Below are 15837 nucleotides of genomic sequence, written 5' to 3' on the forward strand. Positions count from 1 at the left end.
CAACCCTGCATCAACGACAACAGAGGCGCCGAACCCGGATGGATTCGGCGCCTCTGTTCGAGTGCAGGTGAAACTAGTGCTTCTCGGGTCCGGTGTAGTACTCGAACACCAGGCCGGCAGCTGCGGCCAGCACACAGACAACTGCGACTGCGATGAGCCACGGCTGGAAGTACGCCAGCGACACTGCCGCGAGTGCAGCAGCGGCGGCCAGCAGGATCGGCCAGAAGCTACCCGGGCTGAAGAAGCCCAGTTCTCCTGCACCGTCCGAGATTTCAGCGTCGTCGTAGTCCTCGGGACGGGTGTCCAGACGACGAGCAACGAAGCGGAAGTAGGTACCCACGATGAGCGTCAGACCTGCAGACAGGACGATGGCCGTCAGTCCGGCCCACTCGATACCTGTGCGTGACAGAGCGGTGAACACTCCGTAGATGATCGCGACGAGAATGAAGAACATCGTCAGGATCTCGAAGAGCTTGGCTTCGATCTTCATATCAGCACTTGTCCTTGTTCAGTGAAGAGGCTGGCCGGCTCAGTTGCCTGCAGTGGCGACGGTTGCCTGACGGTACTCGCGGTCGGTGTTGAACGGCGTGGTCGACGTAGCCACCGGCGACTGACCGATTGCCTGCAGAGCCTCAGCGGTCGTCAGACCACCATTGCCCTCCGCGTCACCCTTGCGCAGTTCGATGTACTTGGCGAAGTCCTCCGGCGAAACCGCACGAACCTCGAAGTTCATCATCGCGTGGAACGTGCCACACATTTCTGCACAACGCCCGACGAACGCGCCTTCCTTCTCGATCTCACTGATCTGGAAGATGTTGTCCGAGTGGTTCTCCTTGGGGTTCGGGAGAACGTCACGCTTGAACAGGAACTCAGGCACCCAGAATGCATGGATGACGTCCGAGGAAGCGAGTTCGAACTGGATTCGCTTGCCGGTGGGCAGAACGAGGATCGGGATCTCCTGGCTGGAGCCGACGGTCTCGATCTTGTCGTAGTGCAGGTAGCTCAGGTCCTCGGTGCTGTTGCCGTGGATCGGGCCGGGAACTTCTTCGCCGTGATCGTTGACAGTGGAGCCCTCGGTCTTGGCAGCCTCTTCGGCCTCGACGTCGATTCCGTTGTACTTGGCGGAACCGTCACCGAACTCGATGGAGCGGTAGCCGAACTTCCAGTTCCACTGGAAGGCCGTGACGTCTACGACGACGTCAGGGTTGTCCGTCTTGTCCAGAACATGGTTCTGAACGATGACGGTGAAGTAGAAGAGAACCGCGATGATGACGAAGGGAACTGCCGTGTAACCGAGTTCGAGCGGCACGTTGTATGCCGTCTGACGCGGGAATTCCGGCGAGTCCTTCTTCTTACGGTGGAAGATGACGGCCCAGAAGACCAACCCCCACACCAGCACACCCATGACGAGGGCGGCTACAACCGACCACGTCCACAGCTCACGCATGCGCGTCGCCTCCGGGGTGATGCCCGAAGGCCACCCGAAACGAAGCACTTCGTTGTCGATGGAGCAACCCGACAGCAGCAAGGCAGCAATGCCCAGAGATACTGCCAGCCCCGCTCGCCGAAGGATCCGACCTTGCGCCACGTTCACGCCTTCCTGATCGCCACAAAATTCAACTAGGGCATGCCCGGAGGGAAGGCCCAATTACTACGCAGCGTAGACCAAAGCCGGGCGCTATCCATCCTCGGGTCCTCGCCCGTGTCGCGGCGGACGTCACACAACTCTCTCAGGTGCTGCTCAGGAACGGCTCAGGTCGTTCGGGCGACGCACATCACGTCGATTCGTTCCGCCGTGATCGGCAGGGACGTCGATCTGCGGCATACTTTCGACAAGAGTTCGTTGACCTCTCCCCGACACTCGTGTCCGGGAGCCTTCTGTACAAAAAATTCTGAATCGAGGAACCGGACGCTGTGTGTGGACTGCTCGGGCTACTGACATCTGGCGGAACCAGCGAGGACGCCGTCTCGCGGGTCGACCAGGCGATGCATTGCCTTCGTCACCGCGGGCCGGACGAACACGGGACGTGGAATGACGACCACCTCGTCTTCGGGTTCAACCGCCTGGCGATCATCGACATCGCTCATTCCCACCAGCCGCTGCGTTGGGGCCCGCCGGAGAATCCGGAGCGCTACGCGCTCACGTTCAACGGCGAGATCTACAACTATCTGGAGATCCGCGCCGAGCTGGTCAAGGACCACGACGCGAAGTTCTTCACCGAGGGCGACTCGGAAGCCATCGTCGCTGCATTCCACTACTGGGGTGAAGATGCAGTCCGGCGCCTGCGTGGAATGTTCGCGTTCGCGATCTGGGACACCGACACGCGTGAGCTGTTCATCGCGCGCGATCCGTTCGGTATCAAGCCGCTGTTCATCGCGACCGGCGCCGGCGGCACCGCGTTCGGCAGCGAGAAGAAGAGCCTGCTCGAACTCACCGATCTGATCGGCATCGGTACCGAACTGGATCCGCGCGCCATCGAGCACTACACCGTTCTGCAGTACGTGCCGGAGCCGGAAACACTGCACAAGCAGATCCGACGCCTGGAATCAGGCAGCTTCGCGCGGGTGCGTCCGGGCGAGGAGCCCACGTTCACGCGGTACTTCACGCCGAAGTTCCCGGCCAAGCCATTTGCGCCGGGCACGGAGAAGGCGCGCTACCAGGAAATCGCCGAGGCACTCGAGGATTCGGTTGCCAAGCACATGCGCGCCGACGTGACCGTCGGTTCGTTCCTGTCCGGCGGTATCGACTCCACTGCCATCGCGGCGCTGGCGATGCGTCACAACCCCAACCTGATCACTTTCACGACCGGTTTCGAACGTGAGGGCTATTCCGAGGTCGACGTTGCTGCAGAATCCGCCGCAGCGATCGGCGCGAAGCACGTCGTCAAGGTGGTCTCCCCCTCCGAGTTCGCCGCTGCGATTCCCGAGATCGTCTGGTACCTCGACGACCCGGTGGCCGATCCGGCATTGATTCCGCTGTGGTTCATCGCGAAGGAAGCGCGCAAGCACGTCAAGGTGGTGCTGTCCGGCGAGGGCGCCGACGAGCTGTTCGGCGGCTACACGATCTACCGTGAACCGTTGTCGCTCAAGCCTTTCGAGTACCTCCCCAAGGGATTGCGTCGGGCCGCGGGCAAGTTGTCCGAACACATCCCGGACGGCACTCGCGGCAAGAGTCTGCTCAACCGCGGTTCCTTGACGCTCGAGGAGCGCTACTACGGCAACGCTCGTAGCTTCAACGACGCTCAGCTTCGCGCCGTCCTGCGCGACTTCCGACCCGAGTGGACTCACCAGGACGTCACCGCGCCGATCTACGCGCAGTCTCGGGACTGGGATCCGGTTGCCCGGATGCAGCATCTCGACCTGTTCACGTGGCTGCGAGGCGACATCCTCGTCAAGGCCGACAAGATGACGATGGCCAACTCGCTGGAACTGCGTGTGCCGTTCCTCGATCCCGAGGTCTTCGACGTCGCGTCACGCGTTCCACTCGATCAGAAGATCACGAAGGACACAACCAAGTACGCGCTACGTCAGGCCTTGGAAGGCATTGTGCCGCACCATGTTCTGCACCGCGCCAAGCTCGGATTCCCGGTTCCCCTGCGCCACTGGCTTCGCGGCACCGAACTCTTCGACTGGGCACATCTGCAGATCGAAGAGTCGGGAACCGACCACATCTTCGACAAGCAGGCCGTCGTGAAGATGCTCAACGATCACCGCGAGGGCGTTTCGGACCACAGTCGACGCCTGTGGACCGTCCTGACCTTCATGGTCTGGCACGGAATCTTCGTGGAGAAGCGCATCGTGCCGCAGATCCAGGAACCGGTGTACCCGGTCAATATCTAGGCCTTCGGCCCCGTGAGTGGTTAAGGAGTCTCCGGACTCCTGAACCACTCACGGGGGCGGAGCCCCTACTTCGGAAGAATCGTTGCGATCTCGTCCGCTGCCGCGCTGCCGTACGCCTCGGTGAGACGCTTGAGGGCCTCGTCGCGGTTGAACACCCACTCCTGGGTTCCGACGGTCTCGAGGATCAACACAGCGACCAGCGATCCCAGCTGGGCGGCACGCTCGAAGCTCAGACCAGCGCCGTGTGCGAGCAGGAAGCCGGCACGGAAGCCATCGCCAACACCCGTCGGATCAACCTTGCCCGTCTCGGGCACTACGTCGACGCGCACCCAATTACCTTCGGCATCAACAATTTCCACACCCTTGGAGCCGAGGGTGGTGACGCGGATGCCGACCTGTGCGCGGATCTCTTCCTCACTCAGACCCGTCTTCTGCTGAAGCAGACCCCACTCGTACTCGTTGGTGAACAAGTACTTCGCACCGTGGATGAGCGCCTTGGCCTCGTCACCGGACAGGCGGGCAAGCTGCTGCGACGGATCAGCTGCGAACGGAATTCCGAGCAGGCGGCATTCGTCGGTATGGCGAACCATTGCTTCGGGGTCGTTTGCGCCGACCAGCACAAGATCCAGCGCACCCGCGGTCTTGGCCACTGCTGCGAGTTCGATCTCGCGGGCCTCGCTCATCGCGCCGGGGTAGAACGACGCGATCTGCGCCATGTCCTCGTCGGTGGTGCACACGAAACGCGCGGTGTGTGCCTTGTCCGAGATGCGGACCGCGCTGCAATCGACGCCGTTGTCCTCGAGCCAGGTGCGGTATTCGGCAAAGTCCGCGCCGACCGCACCGACGAGCAGCGGCGATCCACCGAGCACGCCCATTGCGTAGGCGATGTTGCCGCCGACGCCGCCGCGGCGGATCACGAGGTCGTCCACCAGGAAGCTCAGCGAAATGTGGGCGAGCTGATCGGCGAGGAGCTGATCGGCGAAGCGGCCAGGAAAACGCATCAAATGGTCGGTGGCAATGGAACCGGTTACCGCAATAGTCACGGATCGTGGCCTTTCAGCGAAGTGAGTACAAGAATGAAAGAGGAGCAAAAGTTCACGTTACTGCCCGTAGCGCCGTCTTTGGCACCCGAGCCGTCAGATCGGAACCGCCTGGGTACGAGTCACCACAAACAACTGACGCGAAACCGAATGTCGGTTCCGCGTCAGTTGTTTGCGAATTGAGTTGTGATCGACGGACTCAGTTGAACGAGTCACCGCAGGCGCAGGAGCCTGTTGCGTTGGGGTTGTCGATCGAGAAGCCCTGCTGCTCGATGGTGTCGAGGAAGTCGATGGACGCACCTTCGACGTACGGCGCGCTCATCCGGTCGACAACCAGGTTGACGCCGTTGAAGTCGACGGTGAGGTCACCGTCGAGCGTGCGGTCGTCGAAGAACAGCTGGTACTTCAGTCCGGCACAGCCGCCGGGCTGCACTGCGATACGCAGCGCGAGGTCGTCGCGACCCTCCTGATCGAAGAGTGCCTTCGCCTTGGCGGATGCGGCCTCGGTCATCTTGACGCCGTGGGTGGCGGTCTCGTTCTGCACAGTCATGGGCTCTCCCTAATGTTCGTACCAACCCGTGAACGCTTCAACGGTACGCCGCTGCCGACTTATTCCCGCCAGTCCTTACCGGGTGCGATTCGTCTTCATCCTATCCGGTCTTCCCGTCACGGCAACGGCGCGTCGACGCTGGTGGATTCTGCGCTCTGTTGACCGCGCCAGATGTTCCACTCGCGCGCCGTATGTTCGGCGAGTCCCTCGAGACACGCCGACGCTTCGTTCATCGCATGTTCCACCGAACCCGCGAACTCTGTCACCGATTTCGCCTCGACGATCGAGGTCGACGCATAGTCCGGCTCGTCGAGCGTCACCTGGCCGGCAAAAACGAGCGTCGGAACGCCGTGCGCTGCCCCGGCCGAAGCGAGCGTTGTGACGAGTTTGCCTCGCAGCGATTGGTGGTCGAACTTGCCTTCGCCGGTGATCACCAGGTCGGCAGACTCCAATAGCGCTGCCTGCCCGGTCCGATCGGCGACGACGTCGGCCCCGGATCCCCGCTGCGCACCGAGCGCGAACAGCGCAGCACCGATACCACCTGCGGCGCCGGCGCCAGGAAGATCCGACACTCCCTTCCCGCTGATGGACTCCAACTGTTCTGCCCACATCGCATTTCTCGCTTCGAGGACGGCGATTGCCTCGGCGTCGGCGCCTTTTTGCGGGCCGAACACCGCTGCCGCACCGTGCTCGCCGAGAAGTACGTGCTCGACGTCGGTGGCCGCGACCAACTGAATGTCCGCCGTAGCCGCCGTTGCGGCCTCCAGGCCACCCAGCGCGTCCACAAGTCCACGTCCCCCGTCTGTGCAGCAACTCCCGCCCAGCCCGACGACAACCGTCTCCACGCCTGCCTCGAGCGCAGCCGCGATCAGTTCTCCGACACCGCGACTGTGCGCGGCGAGTGCGCTCTCACGCGTCGGTGGACCTCCGAGCAAGCCGAGCCCGACTGCCTCGGCCGACTCGATGTACGCCGTGCCCGAATCGAGCAGCCACTTCGCGTCGACGCCCGCGGTCAGCGGTCCGGACACCCGCGTGGACCGGATGTCGCCCCCCGCCGCGGCCAAGACGTCGACAAATCCCGGTCCCCCGTCGGATTGTGGCGCGGTGACGACGTCGTCATCGGGTCGGCCGCGTCGCCAACCGGCAGAAATGGACTCGGCCGCCTCGACGGCGGTCAGGGTCTCGCCGAATGAATCTGGAGCAACTATTACTCGCATAGCCGAAGTCTAAGAGTGCCGAATGACCCCGATGTTTCGGTTTCTCGAGCGTTTGGGCGTCTTGCGCGATTGTGATTTTCAGAAAGACCGAGGTCGGTTTCCCAGACCGTGCACTTATCCAATAGCCTGGAGGTGTGAAATTGCTACGCCGCGGTGACTCAGACAACTCCGACAAACGTGACGTCGAGGGCACTGAGGCATCCTCGGCCTCCGAAGAGGCGCCCATCGAGCAGGTGGGCAAGGGCCGCCCAACACCCAAGCGTCGTGACGCCGAGGCGAAGAGGCGTGGCCCGGTTGCGCCTGCCCCGCTGACCGCGAAGGAAGCCCGCGCCCGCCGCAAGGCGACCCGCGGCTCCAAGGAGGACCGCAAGGCCGAAGCCGCAGAGCGTCGCGCATCGTCGGCAGACCGCCGCGCCCGCATGCTCGCCGGCGAGGACAAGTACCTGCTCCCCCGCGACAAGGGTCCGGTTCGCGCCTACGTCCGCGACTTCATCGATGCTCGCCGCAACCTCGTCGGGCTGTTCATGCCGCTCGCATTGATCCTCATCATGACGATGTTCGTCACGCCCGCGCTCCAGCAGATCGTCACGCTGGCGATGCTCGTGATGATGCTCTTCATGGTCGGTGAAGGCATCTGGCTCGGACGCATGATCAACAACCGCGTCGCCGAACGCTTCCCCGACAGCACCGACGGCGGATTCAAGCTCGGCTGGTACGCGTTCGTTCGCGCGTCGCAGATCCGTAAGCTGCGCGCACCGAAGCCTCGTGTGGGGCCGGGCGACGCAATCTGAGTGTGACGAACACGTATAGAACTTTGGTCCTCGGCGGCGCGCGGTCTGGTAAGTCCGCGCACGCCGAGGATTTGGTTTGTGCAGGCCATTTACCCGAAGATTCGGCACCGATCCGGTACCTGGCGACAGCGAAGCGCGATAATTCCGACGCCGACTGGGAAAGCCGGATCGATCAGCACCGGAGCAGACGGCCTTCTCACTGGTCGACCGTCGAGACCGCGGATGCAGGTGACCTCGCGGCGCAGCTCGAAAGCGATTCACACACAGCGACGTTGGTCGACGATCTGGGAACGTGGCTGACCACGGAACTGGACCGTCAGAGCGCCTGGGACGCACCGCGCGGCACCATCACGCCCGCTGCGGACAGCCTTGTCGCCGGCGTCGAGAACTACCGCGGATCCCTGGTACTGGTCAGCCCCGAAGTGGGTTTGGCCGTGATTCCCGAGACCCGGTCAGGACGATTGTTCCGCGACGAGATCGGCACTCTCAACGCTCGTATCGCCGCGGTGTGCGATCGTGTCGTACTAGTGGTTGCAGGGTTACCGCTCGTCTTGAAAGATACTGCTGCACAACCGGAAGGCACGATGTGAGTACCGACGCCAATTCAGGGGCCAATCCAGGGGCGAATCCAGTTGCCGACCCAGAATCCAACCCTGACGTCGCGCCTGCCAGTAGCGCCGACTTCGAACCCGTCACCCCGCCCGACCGCGAGGTGCGTGCGCAGGCCGATGCGCGTCAGCGTGATCTGACCAAGCCGGCCGGTTCGCTGGGCCGACTGGAGGCTCTCGCAGGCTGGGCATCAGCCTGCCAAGGAGTTTGTCCCCCAAACGCATTCGCTCGGCCTCGCGTCGTCGTGTTCGCGGGTGATCACGGAATCGCCCGCAACGGCGTCTCCGCCTATCCGCCGGAAGTGACCGCACAGATGGTCGCCAACTTCCTCGGGGGCGGCGCGGCAGTCAACGTCCTCTCCGAGGTTGCCGGCGCCACCGTTCGCGTCGTCGACATCGCGGTGGACGGCGATACCGATCCGGCCGTCTCGAACCACAAGGTACGCAGGTCTTCCGGGTCCATCGACCGCGAAGATGCCATGTCGAATGAGGAAACCCTCCAGGCCATCGCTGCCGGCCGAGCGATCGCCGACGAGGAAATCGACGGGGGCGCAGACCTTCTCATCGCCGGCGACATGGGCATCGGCAACACCACACCCGCTACCGTGCTCATCGCCGCCCTGACGGACAGTGAACCTGTGGCGGTCGTGGGTCGCGGTACCGGTATCGACGACGCCGGGTGGATCCGCAAGACTGCCGCGATTCGCGATGCCCTCCGACGCGCTCGTCCGCACGTTCGCGACACAGTCGCGCTGCTGCGCACGTCTTCGGGTGCCGACCTCGCAGCGATGGCCGGCTTCCTGGCCCAGGCAGCGTCGCGTCGTACGCCGGTGATCCTCGACGGCGTCGTCGTCACCGCAGCCGCCATGGTCGCCGACGAGCTGGCTTTCGGCGCACGTGAATGGTGGGTCGCCGGGCACCGCTCCACGGAACCCGCACACACCATCGCGTTGACGCGAATGGGTCTCGATCCGATCGTCGAGTTCGACATGCGACTCGGCGAAGGGTCAGGCGCAGTCACCGCTCTCCCGATCCTTCAGGGCGCAGTGGCGATCCTGAGCAAGATGGCGACCTTCTCCGAGGCCGGTGTCAGCACTCAGGGCAGCGCGCCCGCTGAAGAGCCGGAGTCGATCGACCTGACCAAAACCGTTACGGCGGAGTGAGCGTGGCGGGCCCGCTGTCCGGTGTGCCACTGGCCTTCTCGTGGCTGACGGTCCTCCCGGTTCGTGGCCCCTCCGACATCGATCGCACTGCCGGGCGTCGTGCCATCACCGCCGCTCCGCTGACCGGCATCGCTCTCGGCATTGCCGCGACGTTCCTACTCTGGGGCGCAACCAGCATCGGCCTGAATCCCTATCTCGCGGGCTTACTGACGGTCGGCGCACTCGCTCTCGGAACCCGCGGGATGCACGTGGACGGACTGTCGGACTCCATCGACGGACTGGGTTGTTACGGTCCACCGGAGCGCGCCCGCGAGGTCATGCACAGCGGCGGCGCCGGACCCTTCGGGGTCGCCGCACTGTTCATCTTCCTTGGTCTGCAATCGGTCTCCTTCGGCGTCCTTGCTGTTGCCGACTCCCCCACGCAGTGGATCGCGGTCCTCGTATCTGTCGCTGCGGGCCGAGTCGCCGTCGTTTTTGCCTGCCGCCGAGGCGTTCTCGCGTCGAGCCCGAGCGGATTCGGTGCGCTCGTCGCCGATTCGCAACCGCTCTGGGCCGCACTCGTATGGTCGGTTCCGCTGATCGCCGTTTCTGCCTTTGCCACCGACCGGTGGTGGCTCGGCCCTCTCGTCACCGCGTCGGCGCTGCTGATCAGTGTGCTGTGTGTGCGTCACTGCGTCCGGCGATTCGGCGGGCTCAACGGCGATGTTCTCGGATTCGCGCTCGAACTCACGGTGACGCTGACGGCCGTCGGCCTCACTCTCGGACTGTGACCTGACGTCGTGCGAGTCGGAGTCCTGGCGTACGAGGGTTGCCTGGCGGCCGAGATCTTCGTTTTCACGGATCTTCTGCTGATCGCCAATCGCGTCGCCGATGGAGCGTCCACCGACCCATTCGAGGTATCGGTCATCGCCGCGTCCGGCTCGCCCGTCGTTGCGGCGGGCGGATTTTCGATCGGCGCACAGGAGGGGCATCACGACATCGATCACCTGGTGGTGCCGGGGTTCGAACTTGTACCGTCCGAAGATCCCGCGACGCGCTTGTCGCTGTGGGACAGAGAAATCGAGTTCATCCGTGCCTGCGAGGCGCGGGGTGTTCGTGTGTCGTCAGTGTGCGTCGGCGCATATCTGCTGGGCGAGGCCGGACTTCTCGACGGACGCCGCGCTACGACGTCGTGGCTGTACGGTGCCGACCTCGCGAGTCGATATCCCGATGCGACGATTCGAACCGATTCGCTGATCGTCGATGACGACGGCGTCACCACCACTGCGGCGTTCACTGCAGCTCTCGACCTCGCCACAGCACTCGTGCGCGAGCATCTCGGCGACAAGATTGCGCGAACGACGGCAAGAATTACTCTGGCGCCGGAGAACCGAACCAGTCAATCTCCGTACGTCGTCGACTCGATGCTGCCCGTGAAACACACACAGTTTGCCGAGGCCGTCGGAAGCTGGTTGGTCGAACGGATAGCGGAGCCTTACGACTTGGATCAGCTGTCGGCAGCTTTCCGCGTCAGCACCCGAACAATGCTTCGGAAGTTCGGAGACGAGACCGGGGAATCGCCGCGCGCCTACCTACAGCGTGCACGGGTGCGAAAGGCCAAACGCCTGTTGGAATCAACCGATTGGCCACTCGGAAAAATCTTGGGACACATCGGTTATCAGGATCCTGGAACCTTCCGTCGACTGTTCGCCGACCGTGTCGGAATCAGCCCGGCGGACTATCGAAAGCGGTTCCGCGACGGCGGCACCCGATAAGTCGCGCGTGGCGAGCCCGCCCGCAAACGTGGCGAACCGCCCTCTTCTGTAGTTGATCCCGCACCGAAAGACTGTGCAGAGGAGAAACTTCGACCAATTGAGAGGGCCCGCCGTGCCGAACCGAAGCATGACAAAAGATGATCCGCTCGAAGACTTCGACCGGCGAACCATCACGATCGACGCGGTGTCGAAGTCCGTGTACGTGGCTGGCACCGGACCCGCAGTAATCGTCATGCCGGAAATGCCGGGCATCAGCCCGCATGTTGCGCGATTCGCCCGCTGGGTGCGCGACGCCGGTTTCACGGTGTTTGTTCCGTCGCTTTTCGGCCGCGACGGCGCGGTTCCCACAGTGGACGAGGGAGTCTCCGTTTTCAAGAGAGCCTGCGTCAGCGCAGAGTTCCGCGCTCTCGCTGCCGACGAACCGAGTCAAGCGGTCCGTTGGCTGCGTTCGCTCGCCGCTTCGGCCCACGAGGAGTGCGGTGGCCCTGGAGTCGGCGTGATCGGGATGTGCTTCACCGGTAACTTCGCGCTGTCGATGATGCTCGAACCATCAGTTATCGCGCCGGTCCTCGCCCAACCGTCGTTACCGCTCGATCGACCAGGCGAAACCGACAGTGGGCCCGAAGAACTCGACGCTGTGCGCTCGCGGCTCGACGCCGAGGACCTCACGGTGCTTGCCTACCGTTTTCAAGGCGACCCGTTCTGCCGCGCACAGCGATTCGCGGCCTACAGGGCGGCCTTGGGTAAGCGCTTCGTCGGGAAGGTTCTGCCCGACGAAGCGGCCAACGCGGCAACGTCACCGTTCTTCGAACACGTCATTGCCAACCCACACAGCGTGGTGTCAGCTCACCTCGTCGACGAGGCCGGATCACCCACCACCGTCGCACGAGACGAGATTCTGCAGTTCTTCCGTGAGCGGTTGCTCGCGGAACGAACCAGCGATCAGTGAAGCTTGGTCATCCAGCCGTGGGTGTCGGCGAAGGTACCGCGCTGGATACCCGTGAGGGTGTCGCGCAGTGCCATCGTCACTTCACCCGGCTCGCCGTCGGCGATGGTGAACTCGCCCTCGGCGGACTTGACTCGTCCGACAGGAGTGATGACTGCTGCTGTGCCGCAAGCGAAGACCTCGGTGATTTCACCGCTCTTGCACTTGGTGCGCCATTCGTCGGTGCTGATCTTGCGCTCTTCGACGGAGAAGCCGGAATCGGCGGCGAGGGCGAGCAGCGAGTTGCGCGTGATGCCGGGCAGCAAAGATCCGGACAGCGACGGCGTCACGAGGCGAGCGTCGGGACCGGAGCCGAAGACGAAGAACAGGTTCATTCCACCCATTTCCTCGACGTACGTGCGCTCGATGGCGTCGAGCCACACCACCTGGTCGCAACCCTCGTCGGCGGCTTGCGCCTGGGCGAGGAGTGAAGCGGCGTAGTTGCCGGCGAACTTGGCCGCGCCGGTGCCACCGGGCGCCGCGCGAACGTATTCGGTGGACAGCCACACGCTGACCGGCTTGACGCCACGCGGGAAGTACGCGCCGGCGGGCGATGCGATCAGCAGGTAGCGGTACTCGTCGGCGGGACGGACACCGAGGCCGGCTTCGGTGGAGAACATGAACGGACGGAGGTAGAGCGCGTCCTCGCCGCCGGCAGCGGGAACCCAGTCGAGATCGACGTCGATCAGTTCGGTGATGGAATCGACGAACATCTGTGCCGGCAGTTCGGGCATCGCCAGACGGCGCGCAGATGCTGCGAAACGCTCGGCGTTGGCCTCGACGCGGAACGAACTGATCTCGCCACCCGGCTGACGGTATGCCTTGAGGCCCTCGAAGATGGCCTGTCCGTAGTGCAAAACCATTGCGGCCGGATCGAGCTCGATGTTTCCGTACGGCAACACCTGGGCGTCGTGCCAGCCCTTGCCCGCGGTGTAGTCGATCGAGACCATGTGGTCGGTGAAGTGCCGCCCGAAGCCGGGCGCCGCCAAAATGTCACGGCGCTCGGCGTCGGACTTCGGGGACGAGCTCTGAACACGAACGAAATCGGCGGCACCTGTCATGGGCGCAATCCTATCGAACGTGAAAAAGCTCTCTACTTGGTGTTGGTCTCCACGAACGGAGGAGACACCACGACGCACCGAAGAGCACGACCACGGACGTCGACTTCGATCTCGTCGCCGGCCGCGATATTGGCGCCGGAATCCAGGAGCGCCAACGCAATTCCCACTTTGAGCGACGGTGAGAACGTCCCGGAGGTGGTCTCGCCGATTGCCTCGCCGTCACGCAGAACACCGAGGCCGGCCCGCAGCACACCGCGGTCGAGAGCCTTGATCCCCCAGAGTTTGCGGGCCGGACCGGCGGCCTTCTCGTCGGTCAGGGTCTCTTTGCCCCAGAATGTCGGCTTCTTCCAACCGATCGCCCATCCGCAGCGCGCTTCGAGCGGGGAAATCTCGAGCGAAAGCTCGTGCCCGTGCAGCGGATAGCCCATCTCGGTACGAAGAGTGTCGCGGGCTCCGAGCCCGGCGGCCTGCCCACCCTCGGCGCGCACTGCCTCGAGAAGCGCGCGGAACAACGGCTCGCTGTCTTCCCACCGCGGCAAGAGTTCGTAGCCGACCTCACCGGTGTAACCACTGCGGCACACACGAACAGGCACGCCGTTCCATTCCGCATCTTCGTATGCCATGTACTCGATCTCGGTGGGAAGCCCGAGAGCCGTCAGAACCGCCACCGATTTCGGGCCCTGCACCGCCAGCACTCCGTACGCACGATGCTGATCCTCGACGGTGATTCCGTCGGGTGCGACGGCGACCAGAGCCGCAACGACGTCCGCGGTGTTGGCCGCATTCGGGACGAGGAAGATCTCGTCGTCGCTGACGTAGTACGCGATGAGGTCGTCGATGACGCCACCGGACTCGTTGCAGCACAACGTGTACTGAGCCTTACCCGGTCCGATCTTGTTCAGATCGTTGGTGAGTGCGGAGTTCACGAATTCCGCGGCGCCCGCCCCACGCACGACGGCCTTGCCGAGGTGACTGACGTCGAAGAGTCCGACATTCTCACGCACAGAGGTGTGTTCGGCCACGACGCCCGCGTACGAAACCGGCATCTGCCACCCCCCGAACGGCGCGAACGTCGCGCCGAGTTCGACGTGGACGGGGTGGATCGGGCCCTGCAACAGTTGTTCGTCGGTCATGGCCCACAACCTATCGGACTTCGCCGATCGAAACATGTCCGCAGCGAGAGCTCACCTGGCCGTGACGATCGCCCGTCCGCAAACTGCAAAGGGCCTAACATCGACTCAGGCGTCCGCCAGAACCGGACGCATCGCACACTCACCTCACAGGAGACACCTTGAGCACTCGCACAGCCCGATCGTTGGGACCCGACCTCGTTCTCGCCGGCACAGTCGCCAAGCGCGCAGAGATATTGGTCGTCGGTCTGACGTCGGGTCCGGACGGCCCCGAAATCGCACTCAGCGAAGGCATCGTCGCCGAAGACGTACTCGCCGAGATCCTCGACAGCCTCATCGCCGTCGGCGCCACCGGCAAGCCCGAGCAGCTCACCCGCGTCCCGGCACCGAGCGCACTGTCTGTCACCAGCGTCCTCGCCGTCGGACTCGGCTCCGCCGACAAGATCGGCAGTGAGCAGATCCGCAAGTCCGCCGGCGCCGCAGCTCGCTCGCTGTCCGGCATCGACACCGTCGCAACCACGCTCTCGATCCTCGATCTCGGTGCAACCGCCGAGGGATTTGCGTTGGGCGCGTACAGCTTCACCGAATTCAAGTCGTCCATGACGGCTCCCGGTCCCGATTCGCAGCCACTTGCCCGAGTCGAACTTCTGGTGCCGTCGCCGCGCGCCAAGGAGACCAAGGCAACGCTGGCACGGTCGGCTGCCATCGCCGAGGCCGTCGCCACCGCACGCGAGTTCGTCAACACTCCCCCGAGCCACCTCTACCCCGCCGAGTTCGCCGCGCGTGCCAAGGCACTGGGCGTCGAGGCCGGGCTCACCGTCCAGGTTCTCGACGAGAAGGCACTCGAAAAGGGTGGCTACGGCGGAATCATCGGCGTCGGCAAGGGCTCGTCCCGCCAGCCGCGTCTCGTCCGCCTCGAATACGCGTCGAAGAAGCGTGGCGCCCGCAAGGTCGCACTGGTGGGTAAGGGCATCACCTTCGACACCGGCGGAATCTCCATCAAGCCCGCCGCCGGGATGGAGAACATGACCTCGGACATGGGCGGCGCCGCAGCCGTCATCTCCACCGTCGTGCTTGCCGCCAAGCTCGGCCTGCCCGTCAACGTCGTCGCATACGTACCGATGGCCGAGAACATGCCGTCCGCGACCGCCCAGCGTCCCGGCGACGTGTTGACCCAGTACGGCGGAATCACCATCGAGGTCGTCAACACGGACGCCGAGGGCCGTTTGATCCTTGCCGACGCGATGGTTCGCGCGGGTGAGGACAACCCCGACTACATGATCGACACCGCGACCCTGACCGGTGCGCAGATGGTGGCGCTCGGCAACCGCACGCCCGGCGTCATGGGCACGGACGAGTTCCGTGACCGCGTCGCCTCGATCTCGCAGAGCGTCGGCGAGAACGGATGGGCCATGCCGCTGCCCGAGGAACTGCGTGGAGATCTCGACTCCAAGGTCGCCGACATGGCCAATGTCACCCCGCACCGCTGGGGCGGCATGCTGGTCGCAGCTCACTACCTCAAGGAATTCGTTCCCGAGGGTGTCCAGTGGGCGCACATCGACGTCGCGGGTCCGGCGTACAACACGTCAGGACCGTGGGGTTACACCGGCAAGGGCGGCACCGGAGTTCCGGTTCGCACGATGATCTCTGTCCTGGAGGACATTGCGGTCAACGGCTGACCCCTTGCTGTGCGCCTTT

At 64.0% G+C, this 15837-nt stretch carries 15 protein-coding genes; 8 read left to right on the top strand and 7 right to left on the bottom strand.

The features are described 5' to 3' along the window. Window positions 1–73 precede the first annotated feature (73 nt). The gene (locus ACWF6P_RS20700) at window positions 74–490 is read right to left on the bottom strand and encodes a cytochrome c oxidase subunit 4 (RefSeq protein ID WP_003941723.1); all 417 of its coding nucleotides are present in this window, start codon (window positions 488–490) and stop codon (window positions 74–76) included. Window positions 491–529: 39 nt separating this feature from the next. Then, the gene (gene ctaC / locus ACWF6P_RS20705; RefSeq protein WP_378447998.1) at window positions 530–1594 is read right to left on the bottom strand and encodes an aa3-type cytochrome oxidase subunit II; all 1065 of its coding nucleotides are present in this window, start codon (window positions 1592–1594) and stop codon (window positions 530–532) included. Window positions 1595–1914: 320 nt separating this feature from the next. On the opposite strand from ctaC, the gene asnB reads away from it, so the two are divergent. After that, entirely contained in the window at window positions 1915–3840 is a 1926-nt protein-coding gene (gene asnB, locus ACWF6P_RS20710) for an asparagine synthase (glutamine-hydrolyzing) (protein WP_452622289.1), read from the top strand. Window positions 3841–3905: 65 nt separating this feature from the next. On the opposite strand, the gene ACWF6P_RS20715 is transcribed toward asnB, so the two are convergent. The 3 genes from ACWF6P_RS20715 to ACWF6P_RS20725 form a co-directional block, all read right to left on the bottom strand. Then, entirely contained in the window at window positions 3906–4883 is a 978-nt protein-coding gene (locus ACWF6P_RS20715) for a carbohydrate kinase family protein (RefSeq protein WP_317554523.1), read from the bottom strand. A gap of 196 nt (window positions 4884–5079) precedes the next feature. Next, window positions 5080–5430, bottom strand: coding sequence for a HesB/IscA family protein (locus tag ACWF6P_RS20720; RefSeq protein WP_007730053.1), 351 nt, complete (start codon window positions 5428–5430; stop codon window positions 5080–5082). A gap of 116 nt (window positions 5431–5546) precedes the next feature. Continuing rightward, the gene (locus ACWF6P_RS20725) at window positions 5547–6647 is read right to left on the bottom strand and encodes a glycerate kinase family protein (RefSeq protein WP_452622290.1); all 1101 of its coding nucleotides are present in this window, start codon (window positions 6645–6647) and stop codon (window positions 5547–5549) included. 134 nt (window positions 6648–6781) lie between these two features. Between ACWF6P_RS20725 and ACWF6P_RS20730 the strand changes: the two genes are divergently transcribed. The 6 genes from ACWF6P_RS20730 to ACWF6P_RS20755 all read left to right on the top strand — a co-directional run bounded on the left by ACWF6P_RS20730 (window position 6782) and on the right by ACWF6P_RS20755 (window position 11912). Then, window positions 6782–7438, top strand: coding sequence for a DUF3043 domain-containing protein (locus tag ACWF6P_RS20730; protein WP_007730051.1), 657 nt, complete (start codon window positions 6782–6784; stop codon window positions 7436–7438). Window positions 7439–7440: 2 nt separating this feature from the next. After that, entirely contained in the window at window positions 7441–8028 is a 588-nt protein-coding gene (gene cobU / locus ACWF6P_RS20735; protein ID WP_378447996.1) for a bifunctional adenosylcobinamide kinase/adenosylcobinamide-phosphate guanylyltransferase, read from the top strand. Window positions 8029–8150: 122 nt separating this feature from the next. Beyond that, window positions 8151–9209 (top strand): nicotinate-nucleotide--dimethylbenzimidazole phosphoribosyltransferase, encoded by a 1059-nt coding sequence (gene cobT, locus ACWF6P_RS20740; RefSeq protein WP_452622422.1) that lies wholly within the window; start codon window positions 8151–8153, stop codon window positions 9207–9209. 2 nt (window positions 9210–9211) lie between these two features. Next, window positions 9212–9979, top strand: coding sequence for an adenosylcobinamide-GDP ribazoletransferase (locus ACWF6P_RS20745; RefSeq protein ID WP_452622291.1), 768 nt, complete (start codon window positions 9212–9214; stop codon window positions 9977–9979). Window positions 9980–9988: 9 nt separating this feature from the next. Continuing rightward, on the top strand, window positions 9989–10963 hold the full coding sequence (locus tag ACWF6P_RS20750) for a GlxA family transcriptional regulator (protein WP_378547050.1): 975 nt from the start codon (window positions 9989–9991) through the stop codon (window positions 10961–10963). A gap of 127 nt (window positions 10964–11090) precedes the next feature. Next, window positions 11091–11912: a dienelactone hydrolase family protein gene (locus ACWF6P_RS20755; protein ID WP_452622292.1), complete on the top strand. Its 822-nt coding sequence runs from the start codon at window positions 11091–11093 to the stop codon at window positions 11910–11912. Here ACWF6P_RS20755 and ACWF6P_RS20760 read toward each other — a convergent pair. Together ACWF6P_RS20760 and gcvT are read right to left on the bottom strand one after the other, a co-directional pair. Beyond that, window positions 11906–13009, bottom strand: a complete 1104-nt coding sequence (locus ACWF6P_RS20760; RefSeq protein WP_378538854.1) for a branched-chain amino acid aminotransferase — start codon at window positions 13007–13009, stop codon at window positions 11906–11908. The two genes, ACWF6P_RS20755 and ACWF6P_RS20760, sit on opposite strands and share 7 nt — an antisense overlap. A gap of 32 nt (window positions 13010–13041) precedes the next feature. Then, the gene (gcvT, locus tag ACWF6P_RS20765) at window positions 13042–14142 is read right to left on the bottom strand and encodes a glycine cleavage system aminomethyltransferase GcvT (RefSeq protein WP_214888016.1); all 1101 of its coding nucleotides are present in this window, start codon (window positions 14140–14142) and stop codon (window positions 13042–13044) included. Window positions 14143–14300: 158 nt separating this feature from the next. Between gcvT and ACWF6P_RS20770 the strand changes: the two genes are divergently transcribed. Then, window positions 14301–15818 (top strand): leucyl aminopeptidase, encoded by a 1518-nt coding sequence (locus ACWF6P_RS20770; protein ID WP_452622293.1) that lies wholly within the window; start codon window positions 14301–14303, stop codon window positions 15816–15818. The last annotated feature ends 19 nt before the right edge of the window (window positions 15819–15837 follow it).

Source organism: Rhodococcus sp. NPDC055024, from assembly GCF_053608585.1.